Annotated in this window: 15 protein-coding genes and 1 riboswitch; of the genes, 4 read left to right on the top strand and 11 right to left on the bottom strand. The window is 55.3% G+C overall.

Annotated elements, in window-relative coordinates; translation table 11 throughout:
• Nucleotides 1-54: 54 nt before the first annotated feature.
• Nucleotides 55-306 carry an exopolysaccharide production protein YjbE gene (gene yjbE, locus A936_RS06575; protein ID WP_008455862.1) on the bottom strand — a complete coding sequence of 84 codons (252 nt, stop codon included), beginning with the start codon at nucleotides 304-306 and terminating at the stop codon, nucleotides 55-57.
• Between the two features lie 367 nt (nucleotides 307-673).
• Nucleotides 674-2323: a glucose-6-phosphate isomerase gene (gene pgi / locus A936_RS06580; protein WP_008455864.1), complete on the bottom strand. Its 1650-nt coding sequence runs from the start codon at nucleotides 2321-2323 to the stop codon at nucleotides 674-676.
• Nucleotides 2324-2562: 239 nt separating this feature from the next.
• Nucleotides 2563-2782, top strand: a riboswitch (Lysine riboswitch).
• A gap of 102 nt (nucleotides 2783-2884) precedes the next feature.
• Between pgi and lysC the strand changes: the two genes are divergently transcribed.
• The 3 genes from lysC to A936_RS06595 all read left to right on the top strand — a co-directional run bounded on the left by lysC (nucleotide 2885) and on the right by A936_RS06595 (nucleotide 5624).
• Nucleotides 2885-4234 (top strand): lysine-sensitive aspartokinase 3, encoded by a 1350-nt coding sequence (lysC, locus tag A936_RS06585; protein WP_008455866.1) that lies wholly within the window; start codon nucleotides 2885-2887, stop codon nucleotides 4232-4234.
• A gap of 93 nt (nucleotides 4235-4327) precedes the next feature.
• Nucleotides 4328-5260 carry a ketopantoate/pantoate/pantothenate transporter PanS gene (gene panS / locus A936_RS06590; RefSeq protein WP_008455869.1) on the top strand — a complete coding sequence of 311 codons (933 nt, stop codon included), beginning with the start codon at nucleotides 4328-4330 and terminating at the stop codon, nucleotides 5258-5260.
• A 91-nt stretch (nucleotides 5261-5351) separates the two neighbouring features.
• On the top strand, nucleotides 5352-5624 hold the full coding sequence (locus A936_RS06595; RefSeq protein WP_008455871.1) for a YjbD family protein: 273 nt from the start codon (nucleotides 5352-5354) through the stop codon (nucleotides 5622-5624).
• Between the two features lies 1 nt (nucleotide 5625).
• On the opposite strand, the gene rluF is transcribed toward A936_RS06595, so the two are convergent.
• The 5 genes from rluF to metH all read right to left on the bottom strand — a co-directional run bounded on the left by rluF (nucleotide 5626) and on the right by metH (nucleotide 12643).
• A complete protein-coding gene (gene rluF / locus A936_RS06600; protein WP_008455873.1) occupies nucleotides 5626-6504 on the bottom strand; it encodes a 23S rRNA pseudouridine(2604) synthase RluF in 879 nt (292 codons plus the stop codon).
• 65 nt (nucleotides 6505-6569) lie between these two features.
• Complete coding sequence (locus A936_RS06605) at nucleotides 6570-6884, bottom strand: CcdB family protein (RefSeq protein WP_008455875.1); 315 nt, start codon at nucleotides 6882-6884, stop codon at nucleotides 6570-6572.
• Nucleotides 6884-7147, bottom strand: coding sequence for a type II toxin-antitoxin system CcdA family antitoxin (locus A936_RS06610; protein WP_008455878.1), 264 nt, complete (start codon nucleotides 7145-7147; stop codon nucleotides 6884-6886). The genes A936_RS06605 and A936_RS06610 overlap by 1 nt, the downstream gene beginning before the upstream one ends.
• A gap of 36 nt (nucleotides 7148-7183) precedes the next feature.
• Nucleotides 7184-8815 carry a Na/Pi cotransporter family protein gene (locus A936_RS06615; RefSeq protein WP_008455880.1) on the bottom strand — a complete coding sequence of 544 codons (1632 nt, stop codon included), beginning with the start codon at nucleotides 8813-8815 and terminating at the stop codon, nucleotides 7184-7186.
• A 144-nt stretch (nucleotides 8816-8959) separates the two neighbouring features.
• Nucleotides 8960-12643 (bottom strand): methionine synthase, encoded by a 3684-nt coding sequence (metH, locus tag A936_RS06620; protein WP_008455882.1) that lies wholly within the window; start codon nucleotides 12641-12643, stop codon nucleotides 8960-8962.
• A gap of 191 nt (nucleotides 12644-12834) precedes the next feature.
• Between metH and iclR the strand changes: the two genes are divergently transcribed.
• Complete coding sequence (iclR, locus tag A936_RS06625) at nucleotides 12835-13668, top strand: glyoxylate bypass operon transcriptional repressor IclR (RefSeq protein WP_008455884.1); 834 nt, start codon at nucleotides 12835-12837, stop codon at nucleotides 13666-13668.
• Here the strand turns inward: iclR and aceK are convergent.
• The 4 genes from aceK to metA all read right to left on the bottom strand — a co-directional run bounded on the left by aceK (nucleotide 13665) and on the right by metA (nucleotide 19576).
• Complete coding sequence (gene aceK / locus A936_RS06630; RefSeq protein ID WP_008455886.1) at nucleotides 13665-15407, bottom strand: bifunctional isocitrate dehydrogenase kinase/phosphatase; 1743 nt, start codon at nucleotides 15405-15407, stop codon at nucleotides 13665-13667. The two genes, iclR and aceK, sit on opposite strands and share 4 nt — an antisense overlap.
• 57 nt (nucleotides 15408-15464) lie before the next feature.
• Nucleotides 15465-16772: an isocitrate lyase gene (aceA, locus tag A936_RS06635; RefSeq protein WP_008455888.1), complete on the bottom strand. Its 1308-nt coding sequence runs from the start codon at nucleotides 16770-16772 to the stop codon at nucleotides 15465-15467.
• 30 nt (nucleotides 16773-16802) lie between these two features.
• Nucleotides 16803-18401, bottom strand: coding sequence for a malate synthase A (aceB, locus tag A936_RS06640; RefSeq protein WP_008455891.1), 1599 nt, complete (start codon nucleotides 18399-18401; stop codon nucleotides 16803-16805).
• 245 nt (nucleotides 18402-18646) lie between these two features.
• Nucleotides 18647-19576 (bottom strand): homoserine O-acetyltransferase MetA, encoded by a 930-nt coding sequence (metA, locus tag A936_RS06645; RefSeq protein ID WP_008455894.1) that lies wholly within the window; start codon nucleotides 19574-19576, stop codon nucleotides 18647-18649.
• Nucleotides 19577-20208: the final 632 nt, after the last annotated feature.

Here is a 20208-nt window from a genome sequence, read left to right on the forward strand (position 1 = left end):
CCCGATTTAAAATAACCACACCGAAGTGTGGTTATGGTTAAAAACACCCAAACGTTAACGGGTGGTGGTGCTGGTCGTCGTGGTTGTGGTGGTTCCGGTGTTTGAACCGTCGCCGCCACCGGTTGCGGCTAATGCCACACCAACCGCAGACCCAACAGTGCTGGCGCTGGTTGCAGCAGAACTGCCTGCAGACACAGACGTCGCCTGCGCGCCGGCCGCATCACCCACAGCTACAGGGTCAGCATTCGCCGCGCCGGCGGCAGCCAGCGTAAATATGGCTAAAGCGCCATAAAGGGTTTTTCTCATTACAATTTCCCTTCATTGAATGAATGGAGATTTACCTGAAAAGGTTTCAGGCGCGATCGAGTATACACAACACAATGTGATGAATTAGCCTGCAGAAAATAAGGAATGAACTTTAAGAAAAAGAGTAAAAATCAAGACTTGAGTTATATTTAAATGAAAATTATTCAAATAAAAACAATTATTTACCAAGAGGAATTGGAAATATCAATTCAATATAATCTTAAATTAAAGCCCTGACAAAGCGGCGGGAAAATCATTTTTAGGATTAACCTCAGGGTGGCAATATCGAGAATTATGACGACAAGGGGATAACTCTTATAAAAAATATGCCAGCACGAGGCTGGCATATTTTCATCACGCGGTTTAATTAATCACGCCATGCTTTATAGCGGTTAATCAGGCCGTTGGTTGAGCTGTCGTGGCTGGCGATTTGTTTGTCGTCACCCAGCTCTGGCAGGATGCGGTTAGCCAGCTGTTTGCCCAGCTCCACGCCCCACTGGTCGAAGGTGAAGATGTTCAGGATCGCGCCCTGGGTGAAGATTTTGTGTTCGTAAAGTGCAATCAGCGCGCCCAGGCTGAACGGGGTAATTTCGCGCAGCAGGATGGAGTTGGTTGGGCGGTTGCCTTCGAACACTTTGAACGGCACAACGTGGTCCAGCGTGGCCGGATCTTTACCCTGGTCACGGTATTCCTGCTCAACCACTTCACGGGATTTCCCGAACGCCAGCGCTTCGGTCTGTGCGAAGAAGTTAGACAGCAGTTTTGGATGGTGATCCGACAGCGCGTTATGGCTGATAGCCGGTGCGATGAAGTCGCAAGGCACCATTTTGGTCCCCTGGTGGATCAGCTGGTAGAACGCGTGCTGCCCGTTGGTACCCGGCTCACCCCAGATAATTGGGCCAGTCTGGTAGTCCACGGCGTTGCCGTTGCGGTCAACGTACTTACCGTTGGACTCCATGTTGCCCTGCTGGAAGTAGGCGGCAAAGCGATGCATGTACTGGTCGTATGGCAGAATCGCTTCAGTTTCAGCACCGAAGAAATTGTTGTACCAGATGCCGATCAGCGCCAGCAGAACCGGCAGGTTTTGCTCGGCAGGCGTGGTGGAGAAGTGTTTGTCCATCGCGTGCGCGCCGGACAGCAGCTCAACAAAGTTGTCGAAGCCCACGGACAGAATGATGGACAGGCCAATCGCGGACCACAGAGAGTAGCGGCCGCCAACCCAGTCCCAGAATTCGAACATGTTTGCGGTGTCGATACCAAACTCACCGACGGCTTTCCCGTTGGTGGACAGCGCAGCGAAGTGTTTTGCCACGTGCTTTTCATCGCCAGCGGCACGCAGGAACCAGTCACGCGCGCTGTGGGCGTTAGTCATCGTTTCCTGAGTGGTGAAGGTTTTAGAGGCCACCAGGAACAGCGTGGTTTCCGGGTTAACTTTCTTCAGCACTTCGGCAATGTGGGTACCGTCAACGTTGGACACAAAGTGCATGTTGAGGTGATTTTTGTATGGACGCAGCGCTTCGGTAACCATGAATGGGCCGAGGTCAGAGCCGCCGATACCGATGTTAACCACGTCGGTGATGGCTTTGCCGGTGTAGCCTTTCCAGTTCCCGCTGATGATACTTTCAGAGAAGGCTTTCATCTTCTCAAGCACCGCGTTCACTTCCGGCATTACGTCTTTGCCATCGACCACGATAGGCGTGTTGCTGCGGTTACGCAGCGCAACGTGCAGCACGGCGCGGTCTTCGGTGCGGTTGATTTTCTCGCCGGCGAACATGGATTTGATCGCGCTCTGCAGATCGGTTTCTTTCGCCAGCGCCTGCAGTTTTTCGAGGGTTTCGGTGGTGATGCGGTTTTTGGAGAAGTCCACCAGCATCAGGTCATCGAAAGTTGCGGAGAACTTGCTGAAGCGGTCGTTATCTTTCGCGAACAGGTCGGAAAGCGTAACGTCTTTCATCTCATCGTAATGTTTCTGGAGTGCCTGCCAGGCAGAGGTCTGCTTCGGGTTGATGTTTTTCATAGCAATACTCTTCTGATTTGAGAATTGTGACTTCGGTCGATTGTAGCGCCTGCAGGCAAAAATTGTGATTGATTTTATGCCATTAACCGAGGGTTTCCCGTAACCCCCTAAAAAGCGGCAAAAATACCCTCTTATAAGTTAAATTCCTGATTACCGATTTAACATGAAAAATCCGCATAACCCCGCAGTTGACATGCCTTCGCCGAAGCTTTATTTATTAGGCGCTACCTGCGCGTGCGCAGGCCAGAAGAGGCGCGTTGCCCAGAAAATCGTATCCGAGAAACCAGTAACAAGGACGATACGTGAGGGGGAGCAACGCCGAGATGATGAAGCGGCTGGTCACGCTTATTGTCGGCTGCAGGGGCTGAATCCTCTGGGTTGTCACCAGAAACGTTCGCAGTCGAGCGTTTCATATCCGGCTCCAAAGCTGGATAGACAAGGTGGAGCACTTCTGGGTGATATCGTAGTTCTCCTGCTCTGCGCCCACCCGTTTACCGCTCTTCCCTTGTGCCAAGGCTGAATACTTTTTTGCCAGTTAATGGCCCCTGACACGAGGTAGTTATGTCTCAAACCGTAGTCGCCAAATTTGGTGGGACCAGCGTCGCCGATTTCGACGCGATGAACCGCAGCGCCGATGTGGTGCTGGCCGATAGCCACGTCCGCGTGGTGGTGCTTTCCGCCTCCGCTGGCGTGACTAACCTGCTGGTTGCTCTGGCTGAAGGCCTCGAAGCGACCGAGCGCTTCGTCAAGCTCGATGCCATCCGCAAAATCCAGTACAACATCGTTGAGCGTCTGGCGAATCCGGACGTTATTCGCGAAGAAATCGACCGCCTGCTTGAAAACATCACGACCCTTGCGGAAGCCGCCTCTCTGGCGACCTCCACCGCGCTGACCGATGAACTGGTCAGCCACGGCGAACTAATGTCCACCCTGCTATTTGTGGAAATCCTGCGTGAACGTCAGGTGGAAGCGCAGTGGTTCGACATTCGTAAAGTCATGCGCACCAACGACCGCTTCGGCCGTGCCGAACCGGATATCGCTGCGCTGGCGGAACTGGCAAGCCAGCAGATGCTGCCGCGCCTCGCGGAATCACTGGTGATCACTCAGGGCTTTATCGGCAGCGAAGAAAAAGGCCGAACGACCACGCTTGGCCGCGGCGGCAGCGACTATACCGCCGCGCTGCTTGGTGAAGCGTTAAATGCCGCGCGCGTAGATATCTGGACCGACGTGCCGGGCATCTACACCACCGATCCGCGTATGGTACCTGCGGCAAAACGCATTGACCGCATCGCCTTTGAAGAAGCCGCTGAAATGGCGACCTTTGGCGCGAAAGTCCTGCACCCGGCCACGCTGCTGCCCGCCGTGCGCTGCGACATTCCGGTTTTCGTTGGCTCCAGCAAAGATCCTGCTGCTGGCGGAACTTTGGTATGCAAAAAAACGGAAAATCCACCGCTCTTCCGCGCCCTTGCGGTACGTCGCAAGCAAACGCTGCTGACGCTGCACAGCCTGCATATGCTCCATTCCCGTGGTTTCCTGGCGGAAGTGTTCAGCATTCTGGCTCGCCATAATATTTCCGTGGATCTGATCACCACCTCCGAAGTGAGCGTGGCGTTGACCATGGACACCACCGGCTCTACCTCCACTGGCGACAGCCTGCTGACCACCGCGCTGCTCACCGAGCTTTCATCGCTGTGCCGCGTGGAAGTCGAAGAGAACCTGGCGCTGGTGGCTATCATCGGCAATAAACTGTCCCAGGCCTGTGGCGTAGGCAAAGAAGTGTTCGGCGTGCTCGACCCGTTCAACATCCGCATGATTTGCTACGGCGCTTCCAGCTACAACCTGTGCTTCCTGGTGCCTGGCGACGATGCAGAGCAGGTCGTGCAGAAACTGCACCGCAACCTGTTTGAATAACCGTCCAATCCATGCCATGAATACAGAAAGCCGGGCTCGCACCCGGCTTTTTTTATAACCATAAAACAACACAAACTCTGCAAGGACACCGCTATGATCGCCACCCTAACCCGGCTGTTCCCGCTTTGGGCGCTGCTGCTCTCCGTCGCTGCGTATTATACCCCCTCAACCTTTATCCCGATTGGCCCGTGGGTCAGCACGCTGCTGATGCTCATTATGTTTGGCATGGGCGTCCACCTGCGGCTTGAAGACTTTAAACGCGTGCTGTCGCGCCCGGCCCCGGTAGCTGCAGGCATTTTTCTGCATTACCTGGTGATGCCGCTGGCGGCGTGGCTGCTGGCAATGTTGTTCCATATGCCGCCCGACCTGTCAGCCGGGATGGTGCTGGTCGGCAGCGTAGCCAGCGGCACGGCGTCCAACGTCATGATTTACTTGGCCAAAGGTGATGTTGCGCTCTCCGTAACAATATCTTCTGTTTCTACGCTGGTCGGCGTATTTGCCACGCCGCTGCTCACCCGTCTCTATGTCGACGCCGACATTAAAGTCGATGTGATGGGCATGCTGGTCAGTATTCTGCAAATCGTCATCATCCCGATTGGCCTTGGCCTGATTGTGCATCATCTGTTCCCACGCCTGGTGAAGCGCGTGGAGCCCTGGCTGCCTGCGTTTTCTATGCTTTGTATTCTCGCCATCATTAGCGCAGTTGTGGCAGGTTCTGCGTCACACATAGCTTCCGTTGGCCTGGTGGTGATTGTCGCGGTGATTCTGCATAACACCATTGGCCTGCTCGGCGGTTACTGGGGCGGACGTCTGTTTGGGTTTGACGAGTCGACCTGTCGGACGCTGGCCATCGAAGTGGGAATGCAGAACTCCGGTCTTGCGGCCACGTTGGGTAAAATTTACTTCTCGCCGCTCGCAGCGCTGCCTGGCGCGCTGTTCTCCGTCTGGCACAATCTGTCCGGCTCTCTGCTGGCCGGGTATTGGTCCGGCAAAGCGATAACGCCGAAGCCAGACGGTAAAAAATAATCGCTAAAAGCCTGCTGATGCAGGCTTTTTTGTCTCGTCGGCGCGGTGGGTTTGTTTTACACTGAGAGTCCTTTCCTGGGAGATTGCAACGATGGCTACAGCCAGACTGACACAGCAAGACATGACGGAAAGCGAACAGCGTGAGCTAAAAACGCTGCTGGATCGCGCCCGCATTGCCCACGGTCGTACGTTGACCAACTCAGAGACTAATCAGGTAAAAAAAGAGTACATCGACAAGCTGATGGCGGAACGAGCGCTGGCGGCTAAGAAAGCTCGCCAGCTGAAGAAACAAAATGCCTTAAAGCCGGATACGACGACGACTTATTCATGGTCAGCCAACAACCATACGCGAGGCAAACGCTAGTTTAACGGCCCTTTTTCTTCCGGCCTGGAGAAGCAAAGCGTTTACGCGAGGCAAGCTCAGCGGGCGTTTTGGCTGAGCTTTTCGGGCCACTTACCAACGGTTTTTTCGCCGCCGGGCTGGCCGCTTTTGGCTTCGCTTTTTTAGCCGGCTTCGCCTCAGAGGACGAATCCTCAATCAGCTTAAACAGCTCAATCAGTTCATCATCCGTCAGGTCGCGCCATTCCCCAAGCGGGATCCCAGTGAGATTAACGTTCATGATGCGCGTACGCTCCAGCTTCGTCACTTCATAGCCAAAGTGTTCACACATGCGGCGAATCTGGCGGTTCAGCCCCTGAACCAGGGTGATGCGAAACGCAAACGGCGCTTCTTTTTTAACTTTGCATTTCTTGGTGACGGTGCCCAGAATCGGCACGCCTGCCCCCATACCACGAATAAACTCGTCGGTAACCGGCTTGTTCACCGTGACCACGTACTCTTTCTCATGGTCGTTCCCGGCACGCAGAATTTTGTTCACCAGGTCGCCGTGGTTGGTGAGGAAAATCAGCCCCTGAGAATCTTTGTCCAGGCGGCCAATGGGGAAAACGCGCTTGCTGTGGTTCACATAGTCCACGATGTTGTCTTTCTCGCCGTCTTCCGTGGTGCTTACAATTCCCACCGGCTTATTCAGCGCAATGAGCACCAGGTCTTCTTCGTTGCGGGGTTCGATGAGCTGACCATTCACCTTCACGCTGTCGCCGGCAAAAACCTGATCGCCAATTTTGGCGCGTTTGCCGTTAATAAAAACGTTGCCCTGTTCGATGTAGCGATCGGCGTCACGGCGTGAGCAGATCCCGCTCTCGCTGATGTATTTGTTAAGACGAATAGATGAATTAGTCAGCATGGCTCCTCCGAAAACCCAGGACTATACCTTACCCGCAGGGCGTTGCGAACCGCAAAATGGGCTTGTTAGTAACCCTGAATCATAAAATCAACGGCGCCACACAGCTCATCTCTGTAATGCGTCAAATCCGCGACTGAAGCACCGAGTTCTTTAAGCGGAATACCTGCCATCATGTGAGTCATCGCCACGCAAGGCTGCCCCTCAATCGTCACGATGGGGCAGATTTTTTCTGGAGGCATGGCACCCAGTAATTCGCGTTCAATAACGGGAATGACCAGGACATGCTTTAAGGCATCAGCAATGGGGTGCTGCATATTGATGAGATAAGGATACGTTTTCTTCCCTGCGCCAGTATTTTCGTAGGCGTGAAACTGTTCCATCAGAAGCTCCTCTGAAAATCACTGAACGAGCCGTGCTCCTCAACAAACTCATTAAGCGCGGCAATCTTTTCCTGATTATCCTTGAGCCACTCAGCCCGAGCGTTTTCGCGAAATTTCTCGATTAATGCCTCGGTCAGTACCGCCGAGATATTTAGTTTCAGCCTACGGGCCTCATCCAGAATCTCCGGCGCTAGCGTGACATTCACCGATTTTTTAGCGGCTGCACTTTCAACACGCATATTAACCCCCATTGTAATGCGCATACATTATTCAATTATAGACCGATGCCGGGTTGACGATCAATATTCATCCCGCTCGTCGTCATCGTCCGGTTGGTCCAGCACGCTGTAGGCAACGGAACAGAACAACGAGTTCAGGCGCTTCATGTCCCCCAGCAGCCCGAGGTGCAGCGAGCTGGTCTCGATGCTCTGCACGTTCTGCTGGTGCAGGCGATCAACGTGGGCATGGGAGTAGCGGCGGTTCATGATGCGGAAGCGGTGTTTGTTCCGGCGCAGCCGGCGGGCACTGCCCAGGTCGCTCGAGAAGAACACCGACAGGCTCAGCTGCAGGTTGCTGATCAACTGCTGGAGCAGGTTATCCAGCTCGGTCAGGCCGTCCGGCGAGAAGGCCCGGCGAGCGGCGAGAGATTTATCCGCCACCTCGCTGCCCATACGTTCGATGATGTCCGCCGCCTGCTCCAGGTTCAGCGACATTTCGATGATTTCCGCCCAGCGGCGCGACTCCATTTCCGCCAGATCTTCCTTCGGCATCTGCGCAAGATAAAGTTTGATGGCGGTATACAGCACGTCCACGTCGTCGGCCAGCTTGCGCAGCTCTTTTTCCTGGCGCGGCTCGCCGTGCATCACCTTGCTCCAGGTTTCCAGCATCTGCTCCAGCACGTCGCCCATTCTCAGGGTTTCCCTCGCGGCGTTAGATAACCCCAGCGCGGGAGTATCCAGCGCCGTAGGATCGAGGTGCTTCGGCTTCATTCGGGCGTCGACTTCCGGCGCTTCGCTGATCACCCGGCGGCAGAAGCGTGCCATTGGCTCGGCAAACGGCACCATCACCAGGCAACGAATCAGGTTGTAGAACACGTGGAAGTAGATAACCAGTTCAGACTCCGGCAACGGCAGGTGGTGCATCAGCCGGGCCAGGACATGCACAAACGGCAGCACCAGCAGGCTGCCCACCAGCTTGAACAGCAGGCTGCCCAACGCCACACGACGGGCGGCAGCATTCGCAGCGCTGTTATTGATCATTGCCAGCAGGCCGGAGCCGAGGTTAGCCCCGATGACCAGACACAGCGCCACATCAAACGAGATCACGCCGGTTGAGGTCAGCGTGGCCGTCAACAGGACGGCAGCCAGGCTCGAATAGCTGATAATGGCAAACATCGCGCCAATCAGCGCGTCGAGCATGATATCGCCGGTCAGGGAAGCGAAGATCACCTGGACGCCGTTCGCCTGGGTAATCGGCGTAACGGCTCCCACAATCAGCTCGAGCGCCAGCAGAATAAGACCCAGGCCGATCCCCACGCGGCCAAGCTGCCCGGCGCGAGTCTGCTTGCGGCTGAGGAAGAAGATTACGCCGATGAAAATCAGCAGCGGCGAAAGCCACGAAAGATCGAAGGTCAGGATACGCGCCATTAGCGCTGTACCGACATCAGCTCCCAGCACAATCACCAGCGCAGGGGCGAGCGCCACCAAATCCTGGGCAACGAACGAGGTCACCAGCATGGTGGTGGCATTACTGCTCTGCACCAGCGCGGTCACGCCTATCCCGGCGCAGAAGGCGAGCGGTTTCTTTTCTACGCTGTGGCTAAGCACACTGCGCAGGTTGGCACCGTAAACGCGCATGATACCGGTGCGCACAATGTGCGTACCCCAGACCAGCAGCGAAACGGCGGACAGCAGGTGTAACAACGTCAGCACGGATTCTTGTTCTCCTTATCGTTTTTAGGGTTCCCGAAGCAAAAATAGCCACCATCCTTCAGTATAAGGGTTTAACTTCAATAAAGAGACAAGGCGCCCCCAGAGCGCCTTGTAAGTTGTAAGGAAAGATAACAGGTTTGTGAGTCAGTCGGCGTCGTACCCGAGGTTCGGCGCAAGCCAGCGTTCGACCTCGCTGACCGGCATGCCTTTGCGTCGGGCGTAATCTTCGACCTGGTCGCGCTGAATTTGCGCGACGGCGAAGTACTTGCTGTCCGGGTGGCTGAAGTACCAGCCGGAAACAGACGCACCGGGCCACATGGCGTAAGACTCGGTGAGCTTCATGCCAATCACGTTTTCGACGTCCAGCAGCGCCCAGATGGCCGCTTTTTCCGTGTGCTCCGGGCAGGCCGGGTAGCCCGGTGCCGGGCGAATGCCTTGGTAATTCTCGCGAATCAGTTCCTCGTTGCTGAGGTTTTCCGTGGCCGCGTAGCCCCAGTAAACTTTACGCACGCGCTCGTGCAGATATTCAGCAAAAGCTTCGGCCAGGCGGTCGGCAACCGCTTTCACCATGATTTTGTTGTAATCATCGTGCTGCGCATCGTAGGCACCCGCCAGCGCGTCTTCTTCAATACCACCGGTGACCGCAAAAGCACCGATGTAGTCGGCTTTACCGCTGTGTTTAGGCGCCACAAAATCGGCAATGCAGTAGTTCGGGAAGCCGTTCTTTTCCGTTTGCTGGCGCAGATGGCGGCTGAAGCCTTTCACCTGAGAGCGTGTTTCATCGGCATAAATCTCCACGTCGTCCCCCACGCGATTCGCCGGGAACAGGCCGACCACGCCGCGCGGCGTCATTGTTTTCGTCCGGTGGAGCATGTCCAGCATGTCGTTAGCGTCTTTAAACAGCCGTTTTGCCTCCTCGCCAACAACCTCATCTTCCAGAATGCGCGGATATTTTCCGGCCAGCGACCAGGTCATGAAGAACGGCGTCCAGTCGATGTAGTTCCTCAGCGTTTCAATGCTGGCGGTCACTTCCTGCACGCCCAGCCGGTGCGGAACCGGAGGCGTGTAGTTTTCCCAGTCGAAAGGCAGATCGTTATCCCGCGCGACTTCCAGCGTAACCGGCGGCGTGCGCGGTTTTTTACGCGCGTGCTGCGTACGAACAACTTCGTATTCTTTGCGGGTGCGGGCGACAAATTCATCGCGCTGGGTTTCTGAAAGCAGAGCAGAAACCACGCCGACGGTGCGCGAGGCGTTCTGCACGTAGACGGTTGGCCCGCTGTAGTTCTGCTCTATTTTCACCGCCGTGTGGGCTTTTGACGTAGTTGCCCCGCCGATCAGCAGCGGCAGCGTAAAGCCCTGCCGCTCCATCTCTTTGGCCACGTTGACCATTTCGTCCAGCGACGGGGTGATAAGCCCGGACAGGCCAATGATATCGGCCCCCACTTCACGGGCGGTTTTCAAAATTTTCTCGCCGGGCACCATCACGCCAAGATCGATAATCTCGTAGTTGTTACATTGCAGCACTACGCCGACGATGTTCTTGCCGATGTCATGGACGTCGCCTTTGACGGTCGCCAGCACGATTTTACCGTTGCTGCTGCCCTGCTCTTTGCTGGCTTCGATGTACGGCTCAAGGTAAGCCACCGCCTGCTTCATCACGCGAGCCGATTTCACCACCTGCGGCAGGAACATTTTCCCTTCGCCGAACAAATCCCCCACCACGTTCATTCCCGCCATCAGCGGGCCTTCAATCACTTCTATTGGGCGAGTCGACTGCTGGCGGGCCTCTTCGGTATCCGCTTCGATAAACTCGGTGATGCCTTTCACCAGCGAATACTCGAGACGTTTCACTACGTCCCAGCTACGCCACTCCGCCAGTTGAGCATTGGCGCCGTCATCGCTTTTGCTGCCGCGATATTTTTCGGCCAGCTCCAGCAGACGTTCGGTGCTGTCGTCGCGGCGGTTGAGAATGACGTCTTCGACGGCATCCCGCAGTTCAGCCGGAAGATCGTCGTATATCGCCAGTTGCCCGGCGTTGACGATCCCCATGTCCATGCCGTTGCGAATTGCGTAGTAAAGGAATACCGCGTGGATGGCCTCGCGCACCGGCTCGTTGCCGCGGAAAGAGAAGGAGACGTTAGACACGCCGCCGGAGATCATCGCATGGGGCAGCTCGCGCTTAATATCTTCGCAGGCGCCGATAAAATCCTGGGCGTAGTTGTTGTGTTCTTCGATGCCGGTCGCCACCGCGAAGATGTTCGGGTCAAAGATGATGTCTTCCGGCGGGAAGCCCACCTCTTCGGTAAGAATTTTATAGGCCCGGCGGCAAATCTCGATTTTACGCTCTCGCGTATCGGCCTGGCCCATTTCATCGAACGCCATCACCACCATCGCCGCGCCGTAGCGGCGTACCAGCTTCGCATGATGGATAAACGGCTCAGTGCCTTCTTTCATGGAAATAGAGTTAACGATGCCTTTGCCCTGAATGCACTTCAGCCCTTTCTCGATCACCTCCCATTTCGAGGAGTCGATCATGATGGGCACCCGGGCGATATCCGGCTCACCGGCAATCAGGTTCAGGAAACGCACCATCGCCGCTTCGGCGTCGAGCATTCCCTCGTCCATGTTGATGTCGATGATCTGCGCGCCGCTGGCCACCTGCTGCAGCGCCACGTCCAGCGCTTCGCTGTATTTCTCTTCTTTGATCAGACGCTTAAACTTTGCCGAGCCGGTAACGTTGGTGCGTTCCCCGACGTTAACGAACAGGCTATCCGCGCCGATATTCAGCGGCTCAAGCCCGGCGAGGCGACAGGCAACCGGCAGATCGGGGAGTTTACGCGGCGCAACGCCTGCTACCGCCGCGCTCATTGCGGCGATATGCGCAGGCGTCGTCCCGCAACAGCCGCCGACAATGTTCAGGAATCCGGCCTGCGCCCATTCCCCAATCTGCTGCGCCATCACGTCCGCATCAAGGTCGTATTCACCAAAAGCGTTTGGCAGACCAGCATTAGGGTGAGCCGTCACGTAGCACTCGGCAATGCGTGACAGTTCAGCCACGTACTGTCGCAGTTCGTCCGGCCCCAGCGCGCAGTTAAGTCCGAAAGAGAGCGCGTCGGCGTGGCGCAGGGAGTTATAGAAAGCTTCCGTCGTCTGACCGGAAAGCGTACGGCCTGACGCATCGGTAATGGTGCCGGAAATCATGATCGGCAGATCAACGCCAAGCGCTTCAAACTCCGCCTTTACGGCGAAGATGGCGGCTTTGGCATTCAGGGTGTCGAAGACCGTCTCGATCATGATCAGATCGGCCCCGCCCTCCACCAGCGCTTTGGTCGATTCACGGTAAGCGGCGACCAGCTGATCAAAGGTGATGTTGCGGAAGGCCGGGTCGTTCACGTCTGGAGAAATTGATGCCGTGCGGTTGGTCGGGCCAAGCACACCGGCGACGTAACGCGGTTTTTCCGGCGTACGGGCCGTCCATTCGTCGGCACAGGAACGCGCCAGCTTAGCGGCTTCGTAGTTAATTTCCGCCGACAGCGACTCCATTTGGTAGTCCGCCATTGCAATGGTGGTGGAGTTAAAGGTGTTGGTTTCAACGATGTCGGCGCCAGCTTCAAAGTAGGCATAGTGAATCGCGGCGATAATTTCCGGTTTGCTGAGCACCAGCAGGTCATTGTTGCCTTTAAGATCACACGGCCAGTCGGCAAAACGCTCGCCGCGGAAATCACTCTCATCAAGGCGGTAGCTTTGGATCATGGTCCCCATGCCGCCGTCCAGCACCAGAATGCGCTCACTCAGTTGTTGCTTCAGCTTCTCTACGTTGTTGCTCACGCCTCACTCCCACCTGTTTTCCCTGCCTGACGGATATGCCATCCCATACTTGCACAATCTATAGGGTCGTAAAAGCCGCATATCGGGAACATGAGATTTTCAGCATCACTCCTCCGATCAGTCTGAGTAGCGGTTGCAAATTCGCCAAATAAAACGAAAATGATTTCCACGATACGAAAAAGGAGTCCGGTATGGTTGCTACAGTCCCCGCTAAACGAGGTAAGAAACCCCGCACCGCCGCCGCTGCGGCTCCGGCTGCCACCGGGCAAGTGCAGTCCCTGACCCGCGGCCTTAAGCTGCTGGAGTGGATTGCCGAATCTGACGGCAGCGTGGCGCTCACCGAGCTTGCCCAGCAGGCTGGTTTGCCCAATTCCACCACCCATCGCCTGCTCACCACGATGCAGCAGTTAGGCTTTGTGCATCAGGTGGGCGATCTTGGCCACTGGACGATTGGCGCGCACGCATTTGTCGTCGGCAGCAGCTTCCTGCAAAGCCGCAATCTGCTGGCCATTGTGCACCCTATTCTGCGCAAACTAATGGAAGCCTCCGGCGAAACCGTCAACCTCGCGGTACTCGACAAGAGCGATCACCAGGCAATTATTATCGACCAGGTTCAGTGCACGCAGCTGATGCGTATGTCAGCACCTATTGGCGGCAAGCTGCCGATGCACGCATCCGGCGCGGGCAAGGCGTTTCTGGCTCAGCTAAACGACGACGAACTGACGGGCCTGCTGCACCGCAAAGGTCTGCACAGCTACACGCCAGCCACGCTGACTTCGCCGCTGCATTTAAAAGAAGATTTAGCGCAAACCCGCAAGCGCGGTTATTCATTTGACGATGAAGAGCATGCCCTGGGGCTGCGCTGTGTGGCTTCGTGCATCTACGATGAACACCATGAGGCATTCGCGGCGATCTCTATTTCTGGCCCGATTTCACGCATCACCGATGACCGCGTGACCGAGCTGGGTGCGCTGGTGATCAAAGCCGCGAAGGACATTACTCTGGCTTACGGCGGCGGGCGCTAGCCCGCTCGCTTCACTTCCCCAAACCGCTGGCTGAAGCGCTGGCGGCGGCGATAAGCATAAACATCTTCGACATAGCCACCGCGGATGCGAGTTTGCAAAGCGCGCCAAAATTCAGCGCGGAACAGGTCGGCGTGCATTTCATCGAATAGCGGGCGAATGCGTTTGTCTGCACAAAGATAGTGCCGGAACTCTTCCGGGAAAACATCTCCGGGCGAGATGCTGTACCACGGCTCCGAAGAGAGTTCATCTTCCGGGTAACGCGGCGGCGGAATATCCCGGAAATTCACCTCGGTCATGTAGCAAATTTCATCGTAATCGTAGAACACCACCCGCCCGTGACGCGTCACGCCAAAGTTTTTAAATAGCATGTCGCCAGGGAAGATATTGGCTGCCGCCAGTTGACGAATGGCATTGCCGTACTCTTCCACCGCATCCCTTAACTGCTGGCCTTCTACCTGCTCCAGCCACAGGTTAAGCGGCACCATTCGCCGCTCAATGTAGAGATGGCTGATGGCAATGCGGTCGCCAAGATCGGTCAGTTTTTCAGGCACTTCTTCAAGCAGCAGCGACATGAGGTCGGCACTTATCTGCCGCTTATCCAGCACGAAGTTTTCAAACTCCTGCGTATCCGCCATGCGCCCCACGCGGTCGTGCTCTTTTACCAGTTGGTAGCAGGCACGGACCCTTTCGGCGGTGACTTCTTTTTGTGGCGCGAATTTGTCTTTTATCACTTTAAACACGCGATCGAAGCCCGGCAGCGTGAACACCAACATCACCATGCCGCGTATGCCGGGTGCCTCAATAAACTGCTCGGCCGTGCTGTGAATGTAGGTCAGATATTCGCGATAGCTTTCGGTTTTGCCGTGCTTCTGGCAGCCAATCGCCATGTACAGTTCGGCGGTAGTTTTTCCCGGTAGAATCTCGCGTAGCCACTCCACGAGCGCGGCGGGGAAAGGGGCATAAACCATGAAATAGGAACGCGCAAAGCCGAAAACGATACTGGCTTCGGGGGAGCTGGTCAGGCAGGTGTCTACCATTAACCGGCCATCATCGGTGCGATGGATCGGCAATAAAAAGGGAATTTTTCCTCCCGGCAGAACCAGTTTGCCAACCAGCCAGGCGGCTTTATTGCGGTAAAACAGTTCATTAGCCACTTCCAGCGTGGCCGTCCGCAATGTTTCTGCGCCGAAGGTTTCATGCAGATGGGCGAGGATAAACCCTACATCCCGCGCAATATCCTGCCAGGGCAGGCGCAGCGGGAGATCGGAGAGCAAGGTCGTGAGCAACGTCGTCCAGCCTTGCTCCGGGAAAAAAGTTTTTGCCAGTGGGCGAGGCAGCGGCCGAAGCTGTTTGCCTGCCTGGGAGCTGAAGATAAAAAGCCGCTCGGGAGTAAGCGAGCGGTGGTCGAAGAGCCGACAATAGACAGAATTAAAAAAGCTTTCGGCAATTTCAAAACGCGGGTAATCCGGCAGTAGCCGGGTGTATTGCTCTTTCACGCGCAGTAAAAAGGCCGCGTCGGTATTCTGCCCGCCGGTAATGCAGCGAAGCTGTTCTACGACGAGACCTACGTGGTGATCGTACAGGTTGATGCGGCTTTTCATCGCCTGTTGAACGGCGTGCCAGTCGGCCTGTTCAAAGCGCTGCTGGGCACCCGCGGTGACCTCCAGAAATCGACCGTATTGCGCGTCAAACCCCTGCAGGATGGTATGGGCAATTAACAGCTCCAGCCTGTGTGACATTTATTTCTCCCCTCACCCCGGCCCTCTCCCAAAGGAGAGGGGGAAAATAAAGTTTGTTCAGAACTGCTCTTCTTCCGTCGAACCTGTCAGCGCCGTGACGGAAGAAGCGCCGCCCTGGATGACGGTGGTTACGCGGTCAAAATAGCCGGTGCCCACTTCCTGCTGGTGAGAAACGAAGGTGTAGCCTTCAGAAGCGGCGGCAAATTCAGGCTGCTGTACCTTCTCAACATAGTGGCGCATGCCCTCCCCCTGCGCATAAGAGTGCGCCAGATCGAACATGTTGAACCACATGCTGTGGATCCCCGCCAGGGTGATGAACTGGTATTTGTAACCCATGTCCGACAGTTCTTGCTGGAAGGACGCGATGGTTTTGTCATCGAGGTTTTTCTTCCAGTTAAACGACGGCGAACAGTTATAGGCCAGCAGTTTGCCTGGGAAGCGCGCATGGATGGCTTCCGCGAAACGGCGGGCCTGGTCCAGGTCGGGTTTAGAGGTTTCACACCAGACCAGGTCGGCATAAGGCGCGTAGGCGAGGCCGCGGCTGATAGCCTGCTCAATGCCAGCGCGTGTACGGTAGAAACCTTCCTGCGTGCGCTCACCGGTGATGAATTCGCGGTCGTATTCGTCGCAGTCGGAGGTGATCAGATCTGCCGCATCAGCATCGGTACGGGCGATCAGCAGCGTTGGAACCCCCATCACGTCAGCCGCCAGACGAGCAGCGGTCAGCTTCTGGATAGCTTCCTGAGTTGGGACCAGGACTTTGCCGCCCATGTGGCCGCATTTCTTCACGGAAGCCAGCTGGTCTTCAAAGTGCACCGCAGCGGCACCCGCCTGAATCATCGACTTCATCAGTTCGAAGGCGTTCAGCACGCCGCCAAAACCGGCTTCTGCATCGGCAACGATAGGCAGGAAGTAGTCAATGTGGCGTGGATCGCCCGGTTCAATATTGGATGCCCACTGGATCTGATCCGCACGCTGGAAGCTGTTGTTGATCCGATCGACAACCGCAGGGACAGAGTTCGCCGGGTAGAGCGACTGATCCGGGTACATGCTGGACGCCAGGTTAGCGTCCGCCGCAACCTGCCAGCCGGAGAGGTAGATGGCTTCGATACCCGCTTTCGCCTGCTGTAAAGCCTGGCCGCCGGTTAACGCCCCCAGACTGTTTACGTAGCCTTTTTTCGACTCGCCGTGCAGCAGGCGCCAGAGTTTAGCCGCCCCGTGCTGCGCCAGAGTACACTCCGGGGTCAGCGAACCGCGCAGTTTCACGACGTCTTCTGCGCTATAGGTACGCTTAATGCCTTCCCAACGCGGCTGTGTCCAGTCTTGTTGTACTTGTTGAATCTGTTGGCTACGAGAGGTTTTCATTTCAGATGCTCCATTTTTATAGGGTTAGGTTCAGGCAAGCAGGCGGTAGCCCGGCAGCGTCAGGAAGTCGATTAACTCTTCTGAGGTGGTAATTTGTTCCATCAGCCGCGCAGCTTCATCGAAGCGTCCCTGGCTAAAACGCTGGTCGCCCAGCTCGTCCTGAATCACCAACATCTCTTCGGCAAGCATCTGGCGGAACAGCGCTTTCGTTACGGTCTGGCCGTTGCTTAGCGTCTTTTGGTGATGGATCCATTGCCAGATGGAAGTACGGGAAATTTCAGCGGTCGCAGCATCCTCCATCAGCCCGTAAATCGGTACGCAGCCGTTGCCGGAGGTCCACGCCTCGATGTACTGCACCGCAACGCGGATGTTGGCGCGCATACCTTCTTCGGTGCGCTCGCCAGGGCAAGGCTCAAGCAACTGCGCCGCGGTGATGGGTGCATCTTCGCTGCGGCTGATGTCCAGCTGGTTCTGGCGTTCGCCCAGCGCTTTGCCAAACACCTCAACAACCGTGTCCGCAAGGCCCGGATGCGCAATCCAGGTACCATCATGGCCGTTATTGGCCTCCATCTCTTTGTCCGCTTTGACTTTGTTCAGTACCCATTCATTGCGAGCGCTGTCTTTGCTCGGGATAAAGGCCGCCATGCCGCCCATTGCAAATGCACCGCGACGATGACAGGTCTTGATCAGCAGCCGCGAGTAAGCGTTCAGGAAAGGTTTATCCATCGTCACGGACTGCCTGTCCGGCAGGACGCGATCCGGGTGGTTTTTTAGGGTTTTGATGTAGCTGAAGATGTAGTCCCAGCGACCACAGTTCAGGCCCACGATGTGATCTTTCAGGGCGTGCAGGATCTCATCCATCTGGAATACCGCTGGCAGCGTTTCTATCAATAAAGTCGCTTTAATGGTGCCGCGTGGCAGATCGAAGCGATCTTCCGTGAAGCTGAATACTTCGCTCCACCAGGCCGCTTCCTGCCATGACTGGGTTTTGGGCAGATAGAAATAAGGGCCGCTGCCTTTAGCCAGAAGGGCATCCACGTTGTGGAAGAAATAGAGCCCGAAGTCGAACAGGCTGCCAGGGATCGCTTCCCCGCGCCAGGTCACGTGTTTTTCAGGCAGATGCAGGCCGCGCACGCGGCAAACCAGTACCGCCGGGTCTGGCTTCAGCTGATAGATTTTTCCCGCTTCGTTTGTCCAGCTGATGGTGCCGTTTATCGCGTCGCGCAGGTTGATCTGCCCGTCAATGACTTTGCTCCAGCTCGGCGCCAGGGAATCTTCGAAGTCGGCCATAAAGACTTTTACGTTAGCATTCAGCGCGTTGATCACCATTTTTCGCTCAACCGGCCCGGTAATTTCTATCTTGCGGTCGAGCAGATCCTGCGGAATACCACGAATCTGCCAATCACTTTTACGAATGGAATCTGTTTCCGAATTGAAATCAGGAAGCTTTCCACCGTCGATGGCCTGCTGTTCAGCAATGCGAGATGCCAGCAGCTTATTGCGCTGTGGAGTAAAGCGGCTCACCAGCTCGCCGAGGAATTCTACGGCTTCCGGGGTGAGGATCTGCTTCTCTTGCTCACCAAACGGCTGGCTAAAGGCCAGCTCTTCGCTAACTGTCTGTTGTGTCATTCGGTTACTCCTTCGTCTTATCCCGTCGAGACGGCCAAAAGTGAATCACGCACGGCTGTGCAGTTTTCATGCAACAGAATTAAGACTACTTGATGATTTTTTAAAATCAAAAACAATTTCCATTTTTGATTTTAAATTGATTTATCATATTGATATTTATGAGATTAAAGTTTAATCAAGGCGGGAAGTGATTTTCAGAATAGAAAAAAGGCGCCGAAGGCGCCTGGAATGGGAAGCTGAAACGCTTAATCGAGCGTCGGGTTCATGTGGCGAAGGTCGAATGGCGTAATCTGGTAGACGTAGTAGTTCAGCCAGTTGGTGAACAGCAGATTACCATGGCTGCGCCAGGTCGCGTGAGGTTTCTTCGCCGGATCGTCTCCTGGGAAGTAGTTATACGGCACCTCTGGCTGAAGCCCCGCATCGACATCGCGGAAGTATTCGCCGGACAGCGTCAGCGCATCATATTCCGGGTGACCGGTTACGAACGCGATGCGCTTATCCCTGCTGCCAAACAGGTAGGCATCGCCCTGTTCTGTTTCGGCAAAGATCTCCAGATCGGTGTAGTCCCGGATCAGCTGCGCAGGGAAGTCGGCATAACGAGAATGAGGCGCCAGGAATGAATCATCAAAGCCGCGCGTCAGTAAAGCATGAGGCTGAGTAACATTGTGCTCGTAGACGCCAGAAAGTTTTTCATCTCGAGTTTGCTTTGGAATACCGTATAAAATATTCAGCGCGGCCTGGACGGCCCAGCAGACAAACAGCGTCGAGGTAACATGATCTTTGGCCCATTCCAGCACCTGCTGGATCTGCGGCCAGTAAGCCACATCATTAAATTCAACCAGCCCAAGCGGAGCGCCGGTGACGATCAATCCGTCATAGTTGTCGTGTTTAATGTCATCAAAATTACAGTAAAAGTTATTGAGGTGCTCGCCAGGCGTATGGCGAGATTCACGGCTGTCGATGCGCAGCAGCTGGATATCCACCTGCAGTGGAGAGTTGGAGAGCAGCCGCAGGAACTGGTTTTCCGTCTCAATTTTCTTCGGCATCAGATTCAGGATCAGCACCTTTAACGGACGTATTTCCTGATTGCTGGCGCGCGATGTCGTCATCACAAAGACGTTTTCTTCACGCAGGAAATTGACGGCTGGTAGCTCGTCCTGCACCCGAATCGGCATAACCTTATATCCTCAAAGCATACGTTTAAACGTTTAGACATCCAGACACCTGACGATACCGAGTTTATGATTCAATGTCGAGTCAGAAGCGAAAAGGTGAAAATGTTTCATTTAAGAGTGATAGCCAAGAGCAGATGCTTACGCTGGATTGAAGACAGGAACTCAGTGAATAACTCTGTCGTAGAAAGCTAAAAATATGAAGGGTACAAAAAGCAAAAAACCCCGGCCTTTCGGTCGGGGTTAATGCTGATTTGATGCCTGGCCGTTCCCTACAATACGCGCATCATCCTGATACTCGCCCCTCCGGGGCCGCCGCACGCGGCGTTCAAAATCATTACTAATGATTTTGTTCTCCTCTGGAGAGTGCTCACCAACAAAAAACAGACAAAACAAAAGGCCCAGTCTTTCGACTGAGCCTTTCGCTTTTATTTGATGCCTGGCAGTTCCCTACAATACGCGTATCATCCTGATACTCGCCCCTCCGGGGCCGCCGCACGCGGCGTTCAAACGTGTTCCCCACACGTTTGTCGCATGCCCATCCTCGTGCAGGGAATGGCCTGATACCACATAAACAAAAAACCCCAGCCATCAGGCTGAGGTTTTCTGTTTTATTTGATGCCTGGCAGTTCCCT

The organism is Enterobacter sp. Ag1, assembly GCA_000277545.1.
Taxonomy (GTDB): Bacteria; Pseudomonadota; Gammaproteobacteria; order Enterobacterales; family Enterobacteriaceae; genus Cedecea.

Coding starts and splice junctions, on each gene's coding strand:
- aceB (WP_008455891.1), bottom strand. CDS start 18,401: ATGACACAACAGACAGTTAGCGAAGAGCTGGCCTTTAGCCAGCCGTTT.
- panS (WP_008455869.1), top strand. CDS start 4,328: ATGATCGCCACCCTAACCCGGCTGTTCCCGCTTTGGGCGCTGCTGCTC.
- metA (WP_008455894.1), bottom strand. CDS start 19,576: ATGCCGATTCGGGTGCAGGACGAGCTACCAGCCGTCAATTTCCTGCGT.
- pgi (WP_008455864.1), bottom strand. CDS start 2,323: ATGAAAAACATCAACCCGAAGCAGACCTCTGCCTGGCAGGCACTCCAG.
- aceA (WP_008455888.1), bottom strand. CDS start 16,772: ATGAAAACCTCTCGTAGCCAACAGATTCAACAAGTACAACAAGACTGG.
- iclR (WP_008455884.1), top strand. CDS start 12,835: ATGGTTGCTACAGTCCCCGCTAAACGAGGTAAGAAACCCCGCACCGCC.
- A936_RS06595 (WP_008455871.1), top strand. CDS start 5,352: ATGGCTACAGCCAGACTGACACAGCAAGACATGACGGAAAGCGAACAG.
- yjbE (WP_008455862.1), bottom strand. CDS start 306: ATGAGAAAAACCCTTTATGGCGCTTTAGCCATATTTACGCTGGCTGCC.
- rluF (WP_008455873.1), bottom strand. CDS start 6,504: ATGCTGACTAATTCATCTATTCGTCTTAACAAATACATCAGCGAGAGC.
- A936_RS06610 (WP_008455878.1), bottom strand. CDS start 7,147: ATGCGCATTACAATGGGGGTTAATATGCGTGTTGAAAGTGCAGCCGCT.
- A936_RS06605 (WP_008455875.1), bottom strand. CDS start 6,884: ATGGAACAGTTTCACGCCTACGAAAATACTGGCGCAGGGAAGAAAACG.
- lysC (WP_008455866.1), top strand. CDS start 2,885: ATGTCTCAAACCGTAGTCGCCAAATTTGGTGGGACCAGCGTCGCCGAT.
- aceK (WP_008455886.1), bottom strand. CDS start 15,407: ATGTCACACAGGCTGGAGCTGTTAATTGCCCATACCATCCTGCAGGGG.